We start from the raw sequence: 15811 nt of genomic DNA on the forward strand, positions 1-15811 counted from the left end.
TCATCTTTTTCTTCGAGTCTGCATCACTGAACGGCCGGTGCGCCTCGGGTCTTGGACCCGAGGCGACTGCACGCACAGGAAAGGCACCAGAAGAAGCAAGGGCCTCCATCATCGCATCCGCGACAGTCAGATGGGGATCCAAGGGCCTCAGGCCCTTGGCGGGTGAGGTCCGGAGAGGGCAGAGCCCTCTCCAGGGCCGCAAGCACGGTTCCTAAACCGCGACCTCTACCAGCACCGGCACATGATCACTCGTCTGGACCCAGTCCCGCGCGTCCTTCAGCACCGCGTGGCGCTTCAGGCCCGGCGCGAGGTCCTGGCTGACCCAGACATGGTCCAACCGTCGCCCGCGATTTGCCGCGCGCCAGTCCTTCGCGCGATAGGACCACCACGTGTAGAGCTTCTCCTCCGCCGGCACGAAGTGGCGGAGGGCGTCGTACCAGTTGCCCGCCTCCTGCCAGCGGGTGATGGCCTCCACCTCGACGGGCGTGTGCGAGACGACGCCGGCCATCTGCTTGTGGCTCCAGACGTCGTGCTCCATCGGGGCAATGTTCAGGTCGCCGACGAGCACGGCGCGCCGGGCTTGCCCGCGCCCGGCGGTCCAGGCGGTCACCTCCGCCACGAAGTCCAGCTTATGGGCGAACTTCGGATTCACAGCCGGGTCGGGCACGTCCCCGCCGGCGGGGACGTAGAAGTTGTGCACCTCCACCGGCCCGCCCGGCAGGTCCACGGAAACGCCGAGGTGCCGGCAGTCGCCCTTGCCGCACCAGTCCTGCCCGTCCGGTAGAACCGTCAGCGGATGGCGGGAGAGGACCGCGACGCCGTTGTAGCCCTTCATGCCCGTGATGACGCGGTGTTCGTAGCCGAGCGCGGCCGCGGCCTCGTGCGGGAAGTGCTCGTCCGGCGTCTTCGTCTCCTGCAGGCAGAGGACGTCGGGGTCGAGCGCCTCCACGACACCGGCGAGGAGCGGCGCGCGGAGGCGGACGGAGTTGATGTTCCAGGTGGCCACGCGCAGCGGCGCGGCCACCGAGGAGAGTGCCGCCATCAGACGATGCGGGTCGTGACCGTTCCGACGCCCTCGATCACGCCCTCGAGCAGGTCGCCCCGCTGCACGGCGGCCACGTTCTCCGGCGTGCCGGTCATGATAAGGTCGCCCGGCTCGAGCTTCACGAGGCGGGAGAGGTTCGCGATCACCTCCGGCACGGCCCAGATCATCTTCGAGAGATCGGAGGTCTGGCGAACCTGGCCGTTCACCTTCAGCTCGATCAGGCCCTTGCCGGGATCGATGGAGCCGGCCGGCACCAGCTCGCCGAGCGGGGCAGAGTGGTCGAAGGCCTTGCCCATGTCCCAGGGACGACCGGTCTTCTTGGCCGCGTTCTGAATGTCGCGGCGGGTCATGTCGAGGCCGGCGCAGTAGCCCCAGACATGGTTCAGCGCGTCCGCTTCCTGGATGTCGCTGCCGCTCACGCCGATGGCGACGACGAGCTCCATCTCGTGATGCAGGTCCTTCGTCTCGGTCGGATAGGGCATGTCGGCGCCGTTGATGACGATCGAGTCAGCGGGCTTCGTGAAGTAGAAGGGCGGCTCGCGGTCGGGGTCGCTGCCCATCTCGCGCGCGTGCTCGGCATAGTTGCGGCCGACGCAGAAGATGCGGCGCACCGGGAAGAGGCCGCCGCCGCGCACGGGCAGAGCCGCGATCGCGGGTGGGGCAATGACGTAGTCGGCCATGGGCAGGGGGTCCGATCCGGTTCAGGGAGCGCCCGAGGGTATAGGCCGGCAGGAAGGAGCCGAACAGCCGAGCCCATCGGGAGAGTGCCGGATCCTGCGCCGCAAAAAAGTGGCGCCCGGTAAGGGGGGTCACCGGGCGCCGTACGCTACTTTCCGATCGGATTACCTTATTGGTCGGGTGAGCCGGCAGGGGAGGCCGGCCACCACTGGCTCGTCACCAGCGGTGCAACATTACCAATATCCACAGGTGGAATGCAAAGCGGACTCCCCCCGCTGCGATCACAGCAGCGTGAGCCTCCTGAATTTCCAGCAGCGAATACGGCCAGAATCGTAATTATTCCGCTGCTACAGACATAGAAAACCCGCTCCCGACTCGGCGCCGGGCCGCGAACTGGAGCGCTGCTTCTCCGAATCGATCGAAGATCCGGCGGGAGAGCTGGTCTCGTTCCCAGTCATATTCCGGGTGCCACTGCACGCCCACTGCAAAGCCCGGGGCGCCCTCTATGCTCGCTGCCTCGATCGTGCCGTCCGGCGCCCAGGCCTCAGGTCGCAGGCGCGGCGCTGGCCGGGCCACGCCCTGGTTGTGCAGGGAGTTCACGGGCACGGCCGCCGGATTGTAGGAGAGGCCGTCCCAGAGCTGTGCGAGGCCGCTTTCCGGGGCGACGCGCACGGGGTGGGCCTTGCCGGTCTTCACCCGCGCGAGCGTCTGGTCGCTCGGCGTGGAGTGGTCCATCCGGCCATCGAGATCCTGGATTCGCTGGTCGAGCGAGCCGCCGAGGGCGACATTCAGCTCCTGGAAGCCGCGGCAGATCGCCAGGAGCGGCACGCCCTCCGCCACCGCCGCGCGGATGAGGGGAAGGGTGGTCGCGTCCCGTGCCAGGTCCTCGGGCGTACCCTCCGCGTGGCAGGGGCCGTCGTAGTAGACCGGGCACACATTCGACCGGCTGCCCGTCAGCAACAGTCCATCCAGCCGCGAGAGAAGCTCCCGCGACACCTCCTCGCCCGCGGCGGGAAGCAGCACCGGCATCCCGCCGACCGGGCCGAGCACCACCCGGACGTAGTGATCCGATGCTGCGTGGTTCGGCATCCCGGTGGGGCCGAAAGGCTTGATGCAACAGGAAATGCCAATCAGGGGCCTCATACTGCCTATGTCGCAACGGCAGCATGTCAGTTTCAAGGCAGAAGCGACGTGAGAGTGTCTGATCCGGCCTGCGCGCCATGGCTGTGTCGCGCCGGTCGCACCTGCCGAAGGATCCCCGGTGCTGGACCTGCACCCGTTGAACCCATCCAGGCGGGGCGGCAGCGAGGATGGGAACTCACGCCGGTCGGGTGCCGGCAGGGTCGATCAATTATTGTCGACCGGGCCGGCCTGGAAGCGCGGATCGTTGAAGTCGAAGACGGCACGGTCCAGCCGCACGCCGGTTTCGATGGCAGAGAGGGTGACGCGGGTGGTGCGCCCCTGGCTATCCACCACCAGCCACTGCCGCAACTCCATCGGGCTTTCCGCGAAGACAAGGGTGATGCGCCCCTCCGCCGGGTTCGCGGTGCGGTACACCGTCACCCGCAGGAGGCCGCCCTCGCGCTGCACCCCCGACACCGTCACGTCGCCCGAGAGCACGATCCGCTCCCGCAGGAGGATGCCGAGCGGGGTGGAGCCGACGGGCACGATGGAGGGCTGCCGCAACTCCTTGTCGTAATGCATGAACTGTCCGGCATTGGCGATCAGCAGCAGCGGCTCCGGCGGATCGTAGTCGAAGCGCATGCGCCCGGGCCGCCAGATCAGCGCCGTTCCCTGAGCCGTCGCCCCGTTCTGGGCGATCTGGATGAAGCGGGCGCGCAGCGTGGTCAGCCCGTTGAGATAGGCCTCCGCGCGCTGGATATCCGTGCGGTCCCGAGCCGAGAGCGCTGCGCCTTGGGCAACGGCCGGGCCCGCGGGCGGGAGCAGGGACAGGAGGGGGAGGGCGGCGAGGAGGCGTCTGCGCATCCGGTTCAGATGGCGCGAGAAGGGGGCCGGGGGAAGGGCCGAGGGGAAGCAGGGAAAGGGAAGCGCGTGGGAACACGGTCTGGAACCGGAACGCACGGGCCGCGTTAAGCCAAATGTAAGACTGATCAGTCTTCACTCCCGATATGGACACCATGGCAACCGCTCTCCACCGGTCCTCGAGCAGCGTCGATCTCCCCTGGGCCGCAGCCCAGCACGGGAACGCGCGTCCGGTGGAACCGGCTGCGGGCCTGCCCGTGGCCGTGGTCTGTGTCTCGGTGGGGCCGCAGAATCTGCCGAGGCTGCGCTCCTTCCTTCTCTCGCTTGCCCGCTCCCGCGCGGCGTGCGGCGTGCCAGTGGCACACGGCGCCCTGGCTGTCCTTATCCTCGCATCGCCGGTGGCGGAGGCCCTGGCCCTCGTGGACGGGCTGGTGGCCGATTATCCATTCCCGCTTCGCGTCCAGGCGCCGGCCGATGCGCTTGGCGCCGCCAGTCTGGCCGCCGAATGGGCGGCGGCCCTGGGTGCACCGGACCTTCCCGTGCTGCTGGCGGACGCGGCCGCTCCGGTCGCCCCTCGCTGGGCCTACGAGACACTCTCGGCCCTGCGGGACGGCGCCGACATCGTCTCCGCCCGCACCGGCTTCCTGGGGCGCCTGCTGTTCGGCCCCGGCCAGCCCGTTGCTCTCTCCGGCAAGGCGCGCCGCATGATGGAGGGCCATGCCGGGTCGCGCGCCGATGCCGGCTGGGCCGGGCGCTTCTCCCCCTGGCGCCGCCCCCGGCATTCCGGGCTGCTCTCCGCAAGCCACTAGGCGAATCGCTCCTGCCAGGGCGCAACGCGCCCTGGACAGAATGCCCGCGTCCCCCGAGACTCCGTACCCGAAGGCGGCGAGGTGAGCGGTGCGGGGCAGGATCGGCGACGACCAGGTAGTGGAACTGGCCGAGATGTTCCGGCTGATGAGCGACCCCACGCGGCTCAGCATCATCCTCGCCTGCCTGGACGCCCCCGCCGCGGTGGGAGAGATGGCGGAGCGCATCGGCATCTCCGGCAGCCTCGTCTCTCATCATTTGCGCCTGCTCCGCGCTGCGCGGCTGCTGCAGGCGGACCGGCGCGGCCGCCAGGTCTTCTACGCCGTGATGGACCAGCACGTGCGCTCCATGCTGACCGACATGGTGGACCACGTGACCGAGGACGGGGCAGAGGGGGAGGCCGAAGGCGAGGTCGCCTCACCCGGCTGAAGCCCTTTCCCGGCGGGCTGCACCCCGCGGGATTAACATCACCTCACTCTTGGCGTGGGCCCTTCCCGAAGGGCGATTCCACCCAATCTTGTGCGGCGCGGCGCCGCGTGATTAGTGTCGCTGGAGAACCCTCCCGTGCGCGGGGGCGGTACAGGCCGGCGCGCCCTGCGCCGGGACGGGACAGTGAAGCGGCGCGTGGCCGCCGGGCGTGCCTGGCGCGGCCTGCGGAACACCGGATCAGGACGGCGGAATGCGGCGGATTTTCTCGAAGACCCGGGCCCTATCGACAGCCCTGGGCATGATGCTCCTGGCCGGGAGCGGCGCCTTCGCGCAGTCGCCCCCTGCGGGTCAGGCGCTCGGTGCCCCCGAGCCCTGGGCCATGGGCCTGCAGCCGGCCTACGGGCCGGTGAAGGCGGCGATTCACGACTTCAACGACCTCGTGCTCTACATCATCATCGCGATCACGATCTTCGTGGCCGCGCTGCTGGCCTGGGTGATCTTCCGCTACTCGGCGAAGCGGAACCCCCAGCCCTCCCGCACGAGCCACAACACCGTGCTCGAGATCGCCTGGACCGTCGTGCCGGTGCTGATCCTGCTCGTCATCGCCATCCCCTCCTTCCGCCTCATCTACTACGAGGACCGGGCCCGGGACGCGGACATGACCGTGAACGTGCAGGGCCGTCAGTGGTACTGGCACTACGAGTACCCGGATAACGGCAACTTCAACTTCGACAGCTACCCCGTCGCCGAGGGTGACCTCCGCCCGGGCCAGCTCCGCAACCTGGCGGTGGACAACCCCCTGGTGGTGCCGGTGGGCGCGACGGTCCGGGTGCTCACCACCGGGCACGACGTGATCCACTCCTTCTTCGTGCCGAGCCTCGGCGTGCAGAAGTACACGATCCCCGGCCGCACGCTGGAGACCTGGTTCCGCGCGGATCGCGAGGGCACCTTCTACGGCCAGTGCAACCAGATCTGCGGCAACAACCACTGGTTCATGCCGATCGCCGTCCGCGCCGTGCCCCGGGCCGAGTTCGATACCTGGGCGGCCGAGGCGAAGCAGAAGTTCGCCGAGGGCGCTGCCCCCGGCTGGCCCGAGCGCGACCGCGCAACTTCGGTCGCGGTGGCCGATACCCCCTCCGTGGAGGTCCGCCGGTAAGGCGGCCTGACAGGAAGAAAAGAGACCATGGCGCAAGCCGCGCACGATACGGCCCATAGCGGCCACGACGACCATCACGACCACGCCCCGGGATTCGTCTCCCGCTGGCTGTTCTCGACCAATCACAAAGACATTGGCACCCTCTACATCATCTTCTCCGTGGTGGCGGCCTGCATTGGCGTCGCCCTCTCGGTCCTGATGCGGATCGAGCTGCAGGAGCCGGGGATGCAGATCTTCTCCGGTGGTCAGGCCTGGAACGCGATCATCTCCGCCCACGGGCTGGTGATGGTGTTCTTCGTGGTCATGCCCGCCCTCATCGGCGGCTTCGGCAACTGGTTCGTGCCGATCATGATCGGCGCGCCGGACATGGCCTTCCCGCGGCTGAACAACATCTCGTTCTGGCTGATCGTGCCGGCCTTCATGCTGCTCGTCGGCTCGATGTTCGTCGGCCAGGGCGCCGGCGCGGGGTGGACGATCTACCCGCCGCTGTCGGACAGCACCTACCAGTCCGGTCCCTCGATGGACATGGCGCTCTTCGCGCTCCACCTCGCGGGCGCCAGCTCCATCCTCGGCGCGGCGAACTTCATCACCACCATCTTCAACATGCGCGCGCCCGGCATGACGCTGCACAAGATGCCGCTCTTCGTCTGGGCGATGCTGGTCACCGCCTTCCTGCTGCTGCTGTCCGTGCCCGTGCTCGGCGGCGCCATCACGATGCTGATCACTGACCGCAACTTCGGCACGGCCTTCTTCCGGCCCGAAGGCGGCGGCGACCCCGTGCTGTTCCAGCACCTGTTCTGGTTCTTCGGTCACCCCGAAGTCTACATCATGATCCTGCCGGCCTTCGGGATCGTGTCCCACATCCTGTCCACCTTCTCCCGCAAGCCGATCTTCGGCTACCTGGGCATGGCCTATGCCATGGTCGCCATCGGCGTGGTGGGCTTCGTGGTCTGGGCGCACCACATGTTCACCTCCGGCATCTCGGTGGACACGCGGGCCTACTTCATGGCGGCGACGATGATCATCGCGGTGCCCACGGGCATCAAGATCTTCTCCTGGATCGCGACCATGTGGGGCGGGTCGCTCGATTTCCGCACGCCCATGCTCTACGCGATCGGCTTCGTCTTCCTGTTCACGGTGGGCGGCGTCACGGGCGTGAAGCTGGCCAATGCCGGCGTCGACGTGATCCTCCACAACACCTATTACGTCATCGCGCACTTCCACTACGTGCTGTCGCTGGGCGCCGTCTTCGGCATCTATGCCGGCTTCTACTACTGGATCGGCAAGATGAGCGGCTACCAGTACCCGGAGTTCTGGGGGAAGGTGCAGTTCTGGACGACCTTCATCGGCGTCAACATTACCTTCTTCCCCATGCACTTCCTGGGCGCCCAGGGCATGCCGCGCCGCTACCCGGACTATCCCGACGCTTTTGCGGGCTGGAACCTGGTGGCCTCCATCGGCTCCTATATTTCGGCCGCTTCCTTCCTGCTCTTCATCTGGGTTGTTGTCCTGACCTTCATCCGCAAGGAAAAGGCCGCGGCGAACCCCTGGGGCGAGGGTGCGACGACGCTGGAGTGGCAGGTTTCCTCTCCCCCGCCCTTCCACACCTTCGACGAACTGCCCCGCATTCGGTAACAGGGGCACCTTCCCGGTTGCGGTCCGCCGCGAGGGAACGATATGGAGCGTCACCATGAGTGACCTGATGAGGAGGGGGGCCACGGCCCCCCTCGCCGTTTCCACCGATTGGTCCGAGCTGCGCGACTGGTTCGCGCTGCTCAAGCCGCGCGTGATGACCCTCGTGGTCTTCTCCGGCCTCGTTGGCATGCTTGTCGCGCCCGGGCACATCCATCCCGTGCTCGGCTCCGTCGCGATCCTCTGCATCGCGGTCGGTGCGGGCGCCGCCGGCTGCATCAACATGTGGTACGAGCGCGACATCGACGCGTTGATGCGCCGCACCGCGCGCCGCCCCATGGCCGCCGGCCGGATCGAGCCCGAGGCAGGCCTCGCCTATGGCGTCTTCCTCGCCGGCCTCTCGGTCGTGCTGATGGGCCTCGCGACAAACTGGATGGCCGCCGGCTGGCTGCTCGGCTCCATCCTTTTCTACGTCTTCGTCTATACGATGTGGCTGAAGCGCCGGACCCCGCAGAACATCGTCATCGGCGGCGCGGCCGGGGCTTTCCCGCCGATCATCGGCTGGGTGGCGGTCACCGGGCACCTCGACGTGCTGCCGCTGATCCTCTTCGCCATCGTCTTCGCCTGGACACCCCCGCATTTCTGGTCGCTCAGCCTTTGGGCGCATGAGGACTATGCGCGCGCCGGGGTGCCGATGCTGCCGGTGGTGTCGGGCGCGCGGGAGACGCGGCGCCAGATCGTGCTCTACACGGTCGTGCTCGCGCCGCTCGGTCTCCTGCCGACGCTGCTGGGCCTCGCCGGCTGGGTTTATGGCGCCTACGCGATTTCGCTCGGCATCGGCTTCCTCTTCCACGCTTGGCGTGTGTTGACGGAGCCGCAGGACGCCGCGGGCGTCAGCCTCCGGGGCGACGCCGCCGCCCGCAAGGCCTTCCGCTTCTCGCTGCTCCACCTCGCCGGCCTCTTCGGGGCGCTGGCGGTGGACCACTGGCTGCGCGTGGCGGGCCTGCTCTGATGCCCCAGCCCCAACTCCCTGTCGAAGCGCCCTCCATGTCCAAGGAGGAGGAGGCGGAGTTCTACCGCCGCCGCCGCGGGCGCAATATCGGCATGCTCGTGCTGCTGATCGCCCTCGTCGCGATCTTCTTCTTCATCACCATCGCCAAGCTGACCTCCTCCGTCTCTTGAGGCCGGCTCCGGGAGGACCATTTCCGCCCCATGCCCGAAGCGCCCTTCCCGCGATCTGAGCCCACGCCCTCGCCCGCGAACAAGCAGCGGGCACAGGGTAACCGGCGCATCGCCATCGCGGCCTTCGGGACGGTGGTCGGCATGGTCGGCCTGTCCTTCGCCGCCGTCCCGCTCTACGCCGCCTTCTGCAAGGCCACCGGTTACAACGGCACGGTGCAGACGGGCGGCCCGGCCGCGCCAGGCGCCGTGGAACGGCAGGTGACCGTCCGCTTCAACGCCACCACCCATCCCTCGCTGCCCTGGCAGTTCGAGGCGGCGCAGAAGGCTATGCCCGTCCATCTCGGTGAATCCGGGCTCGCCTTCTACCGTGCTGCCAACCGGGCGGACCGCCCGGTGGAGGGGGTCGCTACCTACAACGTGACGCCCGAGGTGGTCGGCAAGTATTTCCACAAGACCGCCTGCTTCTGCTTCGACGCCCAGACCCTCCAGCCCGGCCAGTCCGTCGAGATGCCCGTCAGCTTCTGGGTCGATCCCGAGATGGCGAAGGACCCGGAGACCCGGGACATCCGCACCATCACCCTCAGCTACACCTTCTTCCGCACGCTGGCGGATGCGGAGCGCACCGGGGCGCTCGCGAGCGCCGGGCCGCATGTCGGCCGCATGGCCGAGCCCCCGACCGCGACGCGCTGACTGCCCGCGGCGGGCGCGGGCGCGCGCCGAGATTACCGGCCCTGCCCTTGATCCCGGGGGCGGTTTGCGGGATTGATGCAATGCACGCCCGGGGCCCCGGTCCCGCGTTACCCAAAGGGGGCCCAGCCCCAGGCCATCAACGGGCTCGGTCCCGCTTCACCAGGACGCGCTATGGCTCTCGACACCACCACGGCCGGCATGGCGATCGACGCCTCCGAGCCGCCGCCGCCGCACAAGCATCCCTACCACCTGGTGGACCCGTCCCCCTGGCCGCTGCTCTCCGCCTTCTCGGCCGGCGCGCTGCTCTTCGGCATCGTGCTCTGGGCGCATTACAACATCCACTGGATGTTCGGCGTGGGCCTCGTCGGCACCCTGGCCTCCGCCACCCTCTGGTGGCGCGACGTGGTGCGCGAGTCGAAGCAGCCGGGCGTCCATACCCCGATCGTGCGGATCGGCATGCGCTACGGCATGTCGCTCTTCATCGCCTCCGAGGTGATGTTCTTCGTCGCCTTCTTCTGGGCCTACTTCCACTTTGCGCTCTACCCCGAGCACGTGGCGGGCGCCGAGACGGCGATCTGGCCGCCCAAGGGCATCCACACCTTCGACCCCCTCGGCCTGCCCTTCCTCAACACGATGATCCTGCTGCTTTCGGGCTGCACCGTCACCTGGGCGCACCACTCCCTCATCGAGGGCGACCGCAAGGGGATGCTCCAGGGCCTGGCGATTACCGTCGTCCTTGGCCTGTTCTTCACCTTCCTGCAGGCGGTGGAGTATTCCGAGGCGCCGTTCGCCTTCTCCGGCGGCGGCATCTATCCCTCCACCTTCTTCCTCGCCACCGGCTTCCACGGCTTCCACGTGATCGTCGGCACGCTGTTCCTGCTCGTCTGCCTCATCCGCGCCTGGGGCGGGGACTTCACGCCGAAGCGCCACTTCGGCTTCGAGGCAGCGGCCTGGTACTGGCACTTCGTGGACGTGGTGTGGCTGTTCCTCTTCATCTGCATCTATCTCTTCGGTGCGGGCGAGATCGCCCAGCACTGAGGCCCCTAACCGCATCAGCGAACCCCGTCCGGCCTGCCGAGCTTTCGGCCTGCCGGGCGGGGTTCGTCGTTTGAAAGACCCGCCATGTCGCCCCGCGCCCGGCGAATTCTCCCGGCCGTCCTCGCCTCCATCCCGGTCCTTGCCATCCTACTCGGGCTCGGCACCTGGCAGGTGCGGCGCCTGTACTGGAAGACGGATCTGCTGGCGGCGATCGCCCGGGCCGAGGCCGGACCGCCGGTGCCGCTGACCGACACGCCCGAGCCCTTCTCCAAGGTCGAGACCAGCGGGCGCTTCCGCTACGACCTTGAGGCTATTCTCGGCGTGGAGGTGCGCGGGCCCGTCCTTGGCACCCGCCTGGTCACACCGCTGGAGCGGGAAGGGCGTCCCACAGTCCTCGTGGACCGCGGCTGGGTTCCGCTGGAGCGCCGTGGCGCCGCGATCGCCCGACCGGAGGGGCCGGTCAGCGTCACCGGCTATGTCTCGCCGCCGCAGGACCGCGACTTCTTCGCCGCCACCGACGACACCGCCGGTCGCCGCTTCTACACCGCCGACCCCCGCGCCATCGGCGCTGCCCTCGGCCTGTCCGCGGTGATGCCGGACCTGCTGGTGGCGCTCGCGCCGCCCGGTGCCTCGCCCGACGCCCTGCCCCAGGGCGCCCAGACCCTGCCGCGCCCTCCCAATTCCCATCTCGGCTATGCCATCACCTGGTACGGCCTCGCCGCCTCCCTGGTCGGCGTGCTGGTGGCCTGGTCCCTCCGCAAGGACGAGACATGAACGAGCCTTATGCCCGCCTGAAGGATCGCTTCGCCCGCATCGCGACCATTGGGGAGGCCTCGGCCATGCTCGGCTGGGACGCCTCGGCCATGATGCCGCCCGGCGGCGGCGCGGCGCGCGGGGAGCAGCTCGCGGTCCTCGCCGGCGTCTCCCACGCGATGCTCGTCGCACCGGAGGTGGCCGGCGACCTCGCCGCCGCGGAGGCCGAGGGCGAGTGGGACGGGGCCAACCTCACCCTCATGCGCCGTGCCCATCTCCGCGCCACTGCCCTGCCCGCCGACCTCGTGGAGGCGATGGCGCGGGCCAACTCGGCCTGCGAGAAGATCTGGCGGGGAGCGCGCGCCGCCTCGGACTTCGCCGCCGTGCGCCCGGCCTTGGAGACCGTCGTCGCCCTCCAGCGCGAGGCAGCCGCCGCCCTCTCCGTCGCGACCGGCCTCTCGCCCTACGACGCGCTGATGGACAGCTTCCAGCCGGGCATCGGCGCCGCCGACGTGGAGCCGATCTTCGCCGCCTACGAGACCTTCCTGGCCGAGGCCCTGCCGCGCGCCGAGGCGATCCAGGCCGCCCGCCCCGCGCCTGTCCACCCGCAGGGCCCCTTCGCGACGGAGGTGCAGCGCGCCCTCGGCCGCCGCCTCTCGGAGCGCGTCGGACTCGACTACGACCACGCGCGGCTGGACGAGAGCCTGCACCCCTTCTGCGGCGGCACGCCGACGGATGTCCGCATCACCACCCGCTACGTGCCCGAGAGCTTCGAGCAGGCGATGCTCGGCATCCTCCACGAGACCGGCCACGCCCTCTACGAGCGCGGGTTGCCGGAGGCCTGGGCCCGCCAGCCCGTGGGCGAGGCCGCCGGCATGGCCGCCCACGAATCACAGAGCCTCATCATCGAGATGCAGGCCAGCCGCTCCGACGCCTTCCTCTCCTGGCTCGGTCCCGAGCTGCACAGAACCTTCGGCGGCGATCCCGCGCCTTACGCGCCGGAAAACCTCGCCCGCCTCTGGCGCCGGGTGGAGCGCGGCTTCATCCGCACCGAGGCGGACGAGCTGACCTACCCCGCGCACGTCATCCTCCGCTTTCGGCTGGAGCGGGCGCTGATCGGCGGCGATCTGGCCGTGGCCGACATCCCCGGTGCCTGGGCGGAGGGGATGGGCCGCCTGCTCGGCATCACCCCGCCCGACGACCGCCGCGGCTGCCTGCAGGACATCCACTGGCACGACGGCGCCTTCGGCTACTTCCCCTCCTACACGCTCGGCGCCATGGCCGCGGCCCAGCTGATGGCGGCGGCGCGGGCGGCGGTGCCGGGGCTGGACGAGGCGCTCGCCCGCGGCGATTTCGCCCCGCTGCTCGGCTGGCTGCGTGCCCATGTCCACGGCCAGGGCTCGCGTCTCGGTTTTCAGGATCTGATGCGCGCGGCGACCGGCCGCCCGCTGGAGGCGGACGCCTTCATGGCGCACCTGCGCGGGCGCTATCTCACCTAGCGCCGGTTCTCGAAGACGACGAAGAAGGGCGGCCGGTCGGGCGGCGCCTGCATTAGGTGCCCCTCCGCATCCGCCGGCAGCCGGCGGCGGAGCACGACGTCGAGCACGTTGCCGCCGATGAGGTCCACCGCGCCGTTGCCCGCCCGCACGACGATGTCGCAGTGCATCGGCCGGAAGCGGCCGCTCTCGCCCAGCCTCGCCGTCCAATCGGCCAGTGGTTCCGCCGACCGGTCGGCGCAGACGAGGTCCCCCGGGCGCGGCGCGTGTTCCGCGAGGCCTCGCGGCAGGAAGGCCGCGCCTTCGGGATCCGCGAGCGCCATCGCGATCAGCCGGTCCACATAGAGCGCGTGGCTGGCCGAGGGGTCGAACTCCGCCCGCGGCACCCCCGCCGAGGCCATGGCGTGGCTGACGAAGGCCGCCGACCAGGCCGGCGTGTTGTAGGAGGAGATGGCGACATTCGCCGGCACCACCTCGAAGGGCAGGCCCGAGACGGGGTCGAGCGAGGCCGAGGCCGCCACCGGCGCGGTGATGGTGTCGCGGAAGTGCTGGTGGCCCGAGATCACCTCCGGCCACTCGGGCGTCGCGGCCCAGTAGGTCATCAGCCGGTCGAAGAGCGCGGGCGTCGCGTCCGGCGTGCGGTCGAGCGCGACGGGCCAGCCCTCCACCGCGATCGAACCCCAGGCCCGCCACTCGCCCTCGGCCGCGGCGACGAGCCGGGCGGCGCCCGCTCCGCCCGGGCGCGGCCGCTCTGCCGGAGCGCCGCCGGCCGGCGGCGGAGGCGCCGTCGTGCAGGCGGCGAGCAGAACGGCCAGGAGCGGCAGGAGGCGCATGGTCCCTTATCGCGCCGCAACGGTTTTCGTTGCGACGCAGCAGGCGTCACCCGCTGCCGATGAGGATGCCCGCGAGCAGCACCAGCACGCCGCCCAGCACGATCTGCACCAGCGCGGCGCCGAAGGGGGTTTCCATGTAGCGCCAGCGCACCCAGGCGATGACGATCAGCTCCAGCACCACGATCACGGCGGCCACCGCGGTCGCCGTCCAGAAATCGGGGATGAGGTAGGGCAGGGTATGGCCGAGCCCGCCGATCGCCGTCGCCGCGCCGCAGGCGAGACCCCGGATCCAGGGCCGGCCCCGCCCGGTGATCGCCCCGTCATCCGACATGGCCTCGGTCAGCCCCATCGAGATCCCCGCGCCGACGGAAGCCGCGAGACCGACGAGGAAGGTGTCATGCGGCGAGTGGGTGGCGAAGGCGGCGGCGAAGATGGGGGCCAGGGTAGAAACCGAGCCGTCGATCAGCCCGGCCAGCGCTGGCTGCACCACCTGAAGCACCAACATCCGCCGCGCCGTCGCGTCCTCGCCCGCGACGGCAGCTTCCGTCAGGTGCGTCTCGGCCAGCCGCTCGGCCACGCCCTCGTGCTTCTTCTCGATGAGGGCGAGATCCCCCAGCAGGCGCCGCACCTCGGTGTCGCGGGCGCGCTCCGCCGCCCGCGAATAGAACTCCCCCGCCTCCAGCTCCATCACGGCGGCCTGGCGGCGGACCACCTCGATCCGCAACTCCTCGGCCAGCCAGACGGGATTGCGGCGGAGAAAGCCGCGCACGTCCTGGCGCGTGATCAGCGGCAGTTCCTTGCCGAACTTCCGCTCATAGAGGGCGAGCAGCTGGTTGCGGTGCCCGCCCTCCTCCTCCGCCATGCCGTCGAAGACGGCGGCGGTGGCGGGGAAGTCGGCCCGGAGCCGCATGGCAAAGGTCGCGTAGATCCGCGAGTCCTCCTCCTCGTTGGCGATGGCCAGCGCGAGGGTCTCGGCTTCCGACAGGTCTTCGAAGCGCTTCATGCCCCCTTCGTAACCCGAGCGCGCCGAAGGGGAAAGCGGAGAGAAAACATGCGGTTAGACGCAATCGGGAAGCATTCTCGATTGCGCCTCGGCGTCCTACGCCGGAACGGGCACCCGCGCCACCAGGGGATCGAGTATCGCCTCCAGCCGCGCCGGCTCGTCCCAGGCGAGCGTCACCGTCACCACCGTCACCCGCGAACGGAAGGCGGGGGGGATGCGCACGAAGTCCTTCTTCGTCGTCACGGGGATCGCCCGCAGCCGGTCGGCCTCGCCCAGCAGCTCCCGCATGTCCCCGGCGTCGTAGGGATAGTGGTCGGCATAGGCCGCGCGGCCGGCGATGATCGCCCGCGCCTCCGAGAGCGTCGTGAAGAACTTCCGCGGGTTGGCGATGCCGCAGAAGGCGAAGACCGCCTGCCCCGCGAGCTGCGCGGCCTCGGGCCCCGGCACCGTGCGCGCCCGCAGCACCGGCAGGCCGGAGGGCAGCCGGTCCAGGGCCGCGTGCTCGTCCGCCCCCATCAGCACCGCCGCGTGGGAGCGCGCGACTGCGGCCTCCACGGGCTCGCGCAGCGGCCCGGCCGGGATCACCCGCCCGTTGCCGAAGCCGTAGGAGCCGTCGATCGTGAGAAGGGAGAGGTCCTTCTCCAGCGTCGGGTTCTGCAGCCCGTCATCCATCACCAGCGCCTGCGCGCCGGCCTCCACCGCCGCGCGGGCGCCGGCGGCGCGGTCCGCGGCCACCCAGGTCGGCCGCTCGGCCGCCAGCAGCAGGGCCTCGTCGCCCACCGCCTCGCTGTCGTGCCGGCCGGGTTCCACCCGCAGCGGGCCGCGCAGCTTGCCGCCATAGCCACGGGTGAGGAAGTGCACGGCCACCCCGCGATTCGCCAGCCGCAGGCCGATATCGAGGGCGAGGCTCGTCTTGCCCGCGCCGCCCGCGGTCGCGTTGCCGCAGCAGATCACGGGCACCGGGGCGCGCCAGCCGGGCTTGGCCACGCGGCGGGCTGTCGCCGCGGCATAGAGCGTCGCGAGGGGGGAGAGGAGGAAGGGCGCGATCCCGCTGCCATCCCCGGTCCAGAAATCGGGGGCACGCAT

The 15811-nt window shown here is 70.0% G+C and carries 17 protein-coding genes; 10 read left to right on the forward strand and 7 right to left on the reverse strand.

Annotation, left to right across the window (positions count from 1 at the left end; all coding sequences use genetic code 11):
- Positions 1–211 precede the first annotated feature (211 nt).
- The 4 genes from BO39_RS20765 to BO39_RS20780 all read right to left on the reverse strand — a co-directional run bounded on the left by BO39_RS20765 (position 212) and on the right by BO39_RS20780 (position 3709).
- On the reverse strand, positions 212–1042 hold the full coding sequence (locus BO39_RS20765) for an exodeoxyribonuclease III (protein ID WP_043837049.1): 831 nt from the start codon (positions 1040–1042) through the stop codon (positions 212–214).
- Positions 1042–1725 (reverse strand): fumarylacetoacetate hydrolase family protein, encoded by a 684-nt coding sequence (locus BO39_RS20770; RefSeq protein ID WP_043837051.1) that lies wholly within the window; start codon positions 1723–1725, stop codon positions 1042–1044. The genes BO39_RS20765 and BO39_RS20770 overlap by 1 nt, the downstream gene beginning before the upstream one ends.
- Positions 1726–2059: 334 nt before the next feature.
- Positions 2060–2866, reverse strand: a complete 807-nt coding sequence (locus BO39_RS20775; protein ID WP_043837053.1) for a gamma-glutamyl-gamma-aminobutyrate hydrolase family protein — start codon at positions 2864–2866, stop codon at positions 2060–2062.
- 204 nt (positions 2867–3070) lie between these two features.
- Positions 3071–3709: a LolA family protein gene (locus BO39_RS20780; RefSeq protein WP_043837055.1), complete on the reverse strand. Its 639-nt coding sequence runs from the start codon at positions 3707–3709 to the stop codon at positions 3071–3073.
- A 230-nt stretch (positions 3710–3939) separates the two neighbouring features.
- Between BO39_RS20780 and BO39_RS20785 the strand changes: the two genes are divergently transcribed.
- The 10 genes from BO39_RS20785 to BO39_RS20825 all read left to right on the forward strand — a co-directional run bounded on the left by BO39_RS20785 (position 3940) and on the right by BO39_RS20825 (position 12892).
- Positions 3940–4515, forward strand: a complete 576-nt coding sequence (locus BO39_RS20785; RefSeq protein WP_156963801.1) for a hypothetical protein — start codon at positions 3940–3942, stop codon at positions 4513–4515.
- Positions 4516–4603: 88 nt separating this feature from the next.
- Positions 4604–4942 (forward strand): ArsR/SmtB family transcription factor, encoded by a 339-nt coding sequence (locus tag BO39_RS20790; protein ID WP_043837059.1) that lies wholly within the window; start codon positions 4604–4606, stop codon positions 4940–4942.
- A 250-nt stretch (positions 4943–5192) separates the two neighbouring features.
- A complete protein-coding gene (gene coxB / locus BO39_RS20795) occupies positions 5193–6098 on the forward strand; it encodes a cytochrome c oxidase subunit II (protein WP_084698311.1) in 906 nt (301 codons plus the stop codon).
- A 27-nt stretch (positions 6099–6125) separates the two neighbouring features.
- Positions 6126–7733 (forward strand): cytochrome c oxidase subunit I, encoded by a 1608-nt coding sequence (ctaD, locus tag BO39_RS20800; protein WP_043837061.1) that lies wholly within the window; start codon positions 6126–6128, stop codon positions 7731–7733.
- A gap of 55 nt (positions 7734–7788) precedes the next feature.
- Positions 7789–8742 (forward strand): heme o synthase, encoded by a 954-nt coding sequence (locus tag BO39_RS20805; protein ID WP_043837063.1) that lies wholly within the window; start codon positions 7789–7791, stop codon positions 8740–8742.
- Between the two features lie 35 nt (positions 8743–8777).
- On the forward strand, positions 8778–8912 hold the full coding sequence (locus BO39_RS35010) for a hypothetical protein (RefSeq protein WP_281175613.1): 135 nt from the start codon (positions 8778–8780) through the stop codon (positions 8910–8912).
- Between the two features lie 30 nt (positions 8913–8942).
- Complete coding sequence (locus tag BO39_RS20810; protein WP_043837065.1) at positions 8943–9602, forward strand: cytochrome c oxidase assembly protein; 660 nt, start codon at positions 8943–8945, stop codon at positions 9600–9602.
- Between the two features lie 171 nt (positions 9603–9773).
- Complete coding sequence (locus BO39_RS20815; protein WP_084698312.1) at positions 9774–10640, forward strand: cytochrome c oxidase subunit 3; 867 nt, start codon at positions 9774–9776, stop codon at positions 10638–10640.
- Between the two features lie 84 nt (positions 10641–10724).
- Positions 10725–11414 carry an SURF1 family protein gene (locus BO39_RS20820; protein WP_043837067.1) on the forward strand — a complete coding sequence of 230 codons (690 nt, stop codon included), beginning with the start codon at positions 10725–10727 and terminating at the stop codon, positions 11412–11414.
- Positions 11411–12892 (forward strand): carboxypeptidase M32, encoded by a 1482-nt coding sequence (locus tag BO39_RS20825; RefSeq protein WP_043837069.1) that lies wholly within the window; start codon positions 11411–11413, stop codon positions 12890–12892. Before BO39_RS20820 ends, BO39_RS20825 begins: the two co-directional genes overlap by 4 nt.
- On the opposite strand, the gene BO39_RS20830 is transcribed toward BO39_RS20825, so the two are convergent.
- The 3 genes from BO39_RS20830 to lpxK form a co-directional block, all read right to left on the reverse strand.
- Positions 12889–13722 (reverse strand): DUF2272 domain-containing protein, encoded by an 834-nt coding sequence (locus tag BO39_RS20830; RefSeq protein WP_245615301.1) that lies wholly within the window; start codon positions 13720–13722, stop codon positions 12889–12891. The genes BO39_RS20825 and BO39_RS20830 overlap by 4 nt on opposite strands.
- Positions 13723–13768: 46 nt before the next feature.
- Positions 13769–14725 carry an iron exporter MbfA gene (gene mbfA / locus BO39_RS20835; RefSeq protein WP_043837071.1) on the reverse strand — a complete coding sequence of 319 codons (957 nt, stop codon included), beginning with the start codon at positions 14723–14725 and terminating at the stop codon, positions 13769–13771.
- Positions 14726–14821: 96 nt separating this feature from the next.
- The gene (gene lpxK, locus BO39_RS20840; protein WP_043837073.1) at positions 14822–15811 is read right to left on the reverse strand and encodes a tetraacyldisaccharide 4'-kinase; all 990 of its coding nucleotides are present in this window, start codon (positions 15809–15811) and stop codon (positions 14822–14824) included.

Source organism: Roseomonas aerilata DSM 19363, from assembly GCF_000711725.1.
Taxonomy (GTDB): Bacteria; Pseudomonadota; Alphaproteobacteria; order Acetobacterales; family Acetobacteraceae; genus Roseomonas; species Roseomonas aerilata.

Coding starts and splice junctions, on each gene's coding strand:
- BO39_RS20780 (WP_043837055.1), bottom strand. CDS start 3,709: ATGCGCAGACGCCTCCTCGCCGCCCTCCCCCTCCTGTCCCTGCTCCCG.
- BO39_RS35010 (WP_281175613.1), top strand. CDS start 8,778: ATGTCCAAGGAGGAGGAGGCGGAGTTCTACCGCCGCCGCCGCGGGCGC.
- BO39_RS20830 (WP_245615301.1), bottom strand. CDS start 13,722: ATGCGCCTCCTGCCGCTCCTGGCCGTTCTGCTCGCCGCCTGCACGACG.
- mbfA (WP_043837071.1), bottom strand. CDS start 14,725: ATGAAGCGCTTCGAAGACCTGTCGGAAGCCGAGACCCTCGCGCTGGCC.
- BO39_RS20805 (WP_043837063.1), top strand. CDS start 7,789: ATGAGTGACCTGATGAGGAGGGGGGCCACGGCCCCCCTCGCCGTTTCC.
- BO39_RS20820 (WP_043837067.1), top strand. CDS start 10,725: ATGTCGCCCCGCGCCCGGCGAATTCTCCCGGCCGTCCTCGCCTCCATC.
- coxB (WP_084698311.1), top strand. CDS start 5,193: ATGCGGCGGATTTTCTCGAAGACCCGGGCCCTATCGACAGCCCTGGGC.
- BO39_RS20775 (WP_043837053.1), bottom strand. CDS start 2,866: ATGAGGCCCCTGATTGGCATTTCCTGTTGCATCAAGCCTTTCGGCCCC.
- BO39_RS20825 (WP_043837069.1), top strand. CDS start 11,411: ATGAACGAGCCTTATGCCCGCCTGAAGGATCGCTTCGCCCGCATCGCG.
- BO39_RS20815 (WP_084698312.1), top strand. CDS start 9,774: ATGGCTCTCGACACCACCACGGCCGGCATGGCGATCGACGCCTCCGAG.
- BO39_RS20810 (WP_043837065.1), top strand. CDS start 8,943: ATGCCCGAAGCGCCCTTCCCGCGATCTGAGCCCACGCCCTCGCCCGCG.
- lpxK (WP_043837073.1), bottom strand. CDS start 15,811: ATGCGTGCCCCCGATTTCTGGACCGGGGATGGCAGCGGGATCGCGCCC.
- BO39_RS20770 (WP_043837051.1), bottom strand. CDS start 1,725: ATGGCCGACTACGTCATTGCCCCACCCGCGATCGCGGCTCTGCCCGTG.
- ctaD (WP_043837061.1), top strand. CDS start 6,126: ATGGCGCAAGCCGCGCACGATACGGCCCATAGCGGCCACGACGACCAT.
- BO39_RS20765 (WP_043837049.1), bottom strand. CDS start 1,042: ATGGCGGCACTCTCCTCGGTGGCCGCGCCGCTGCGCGTGGCCACCTGG.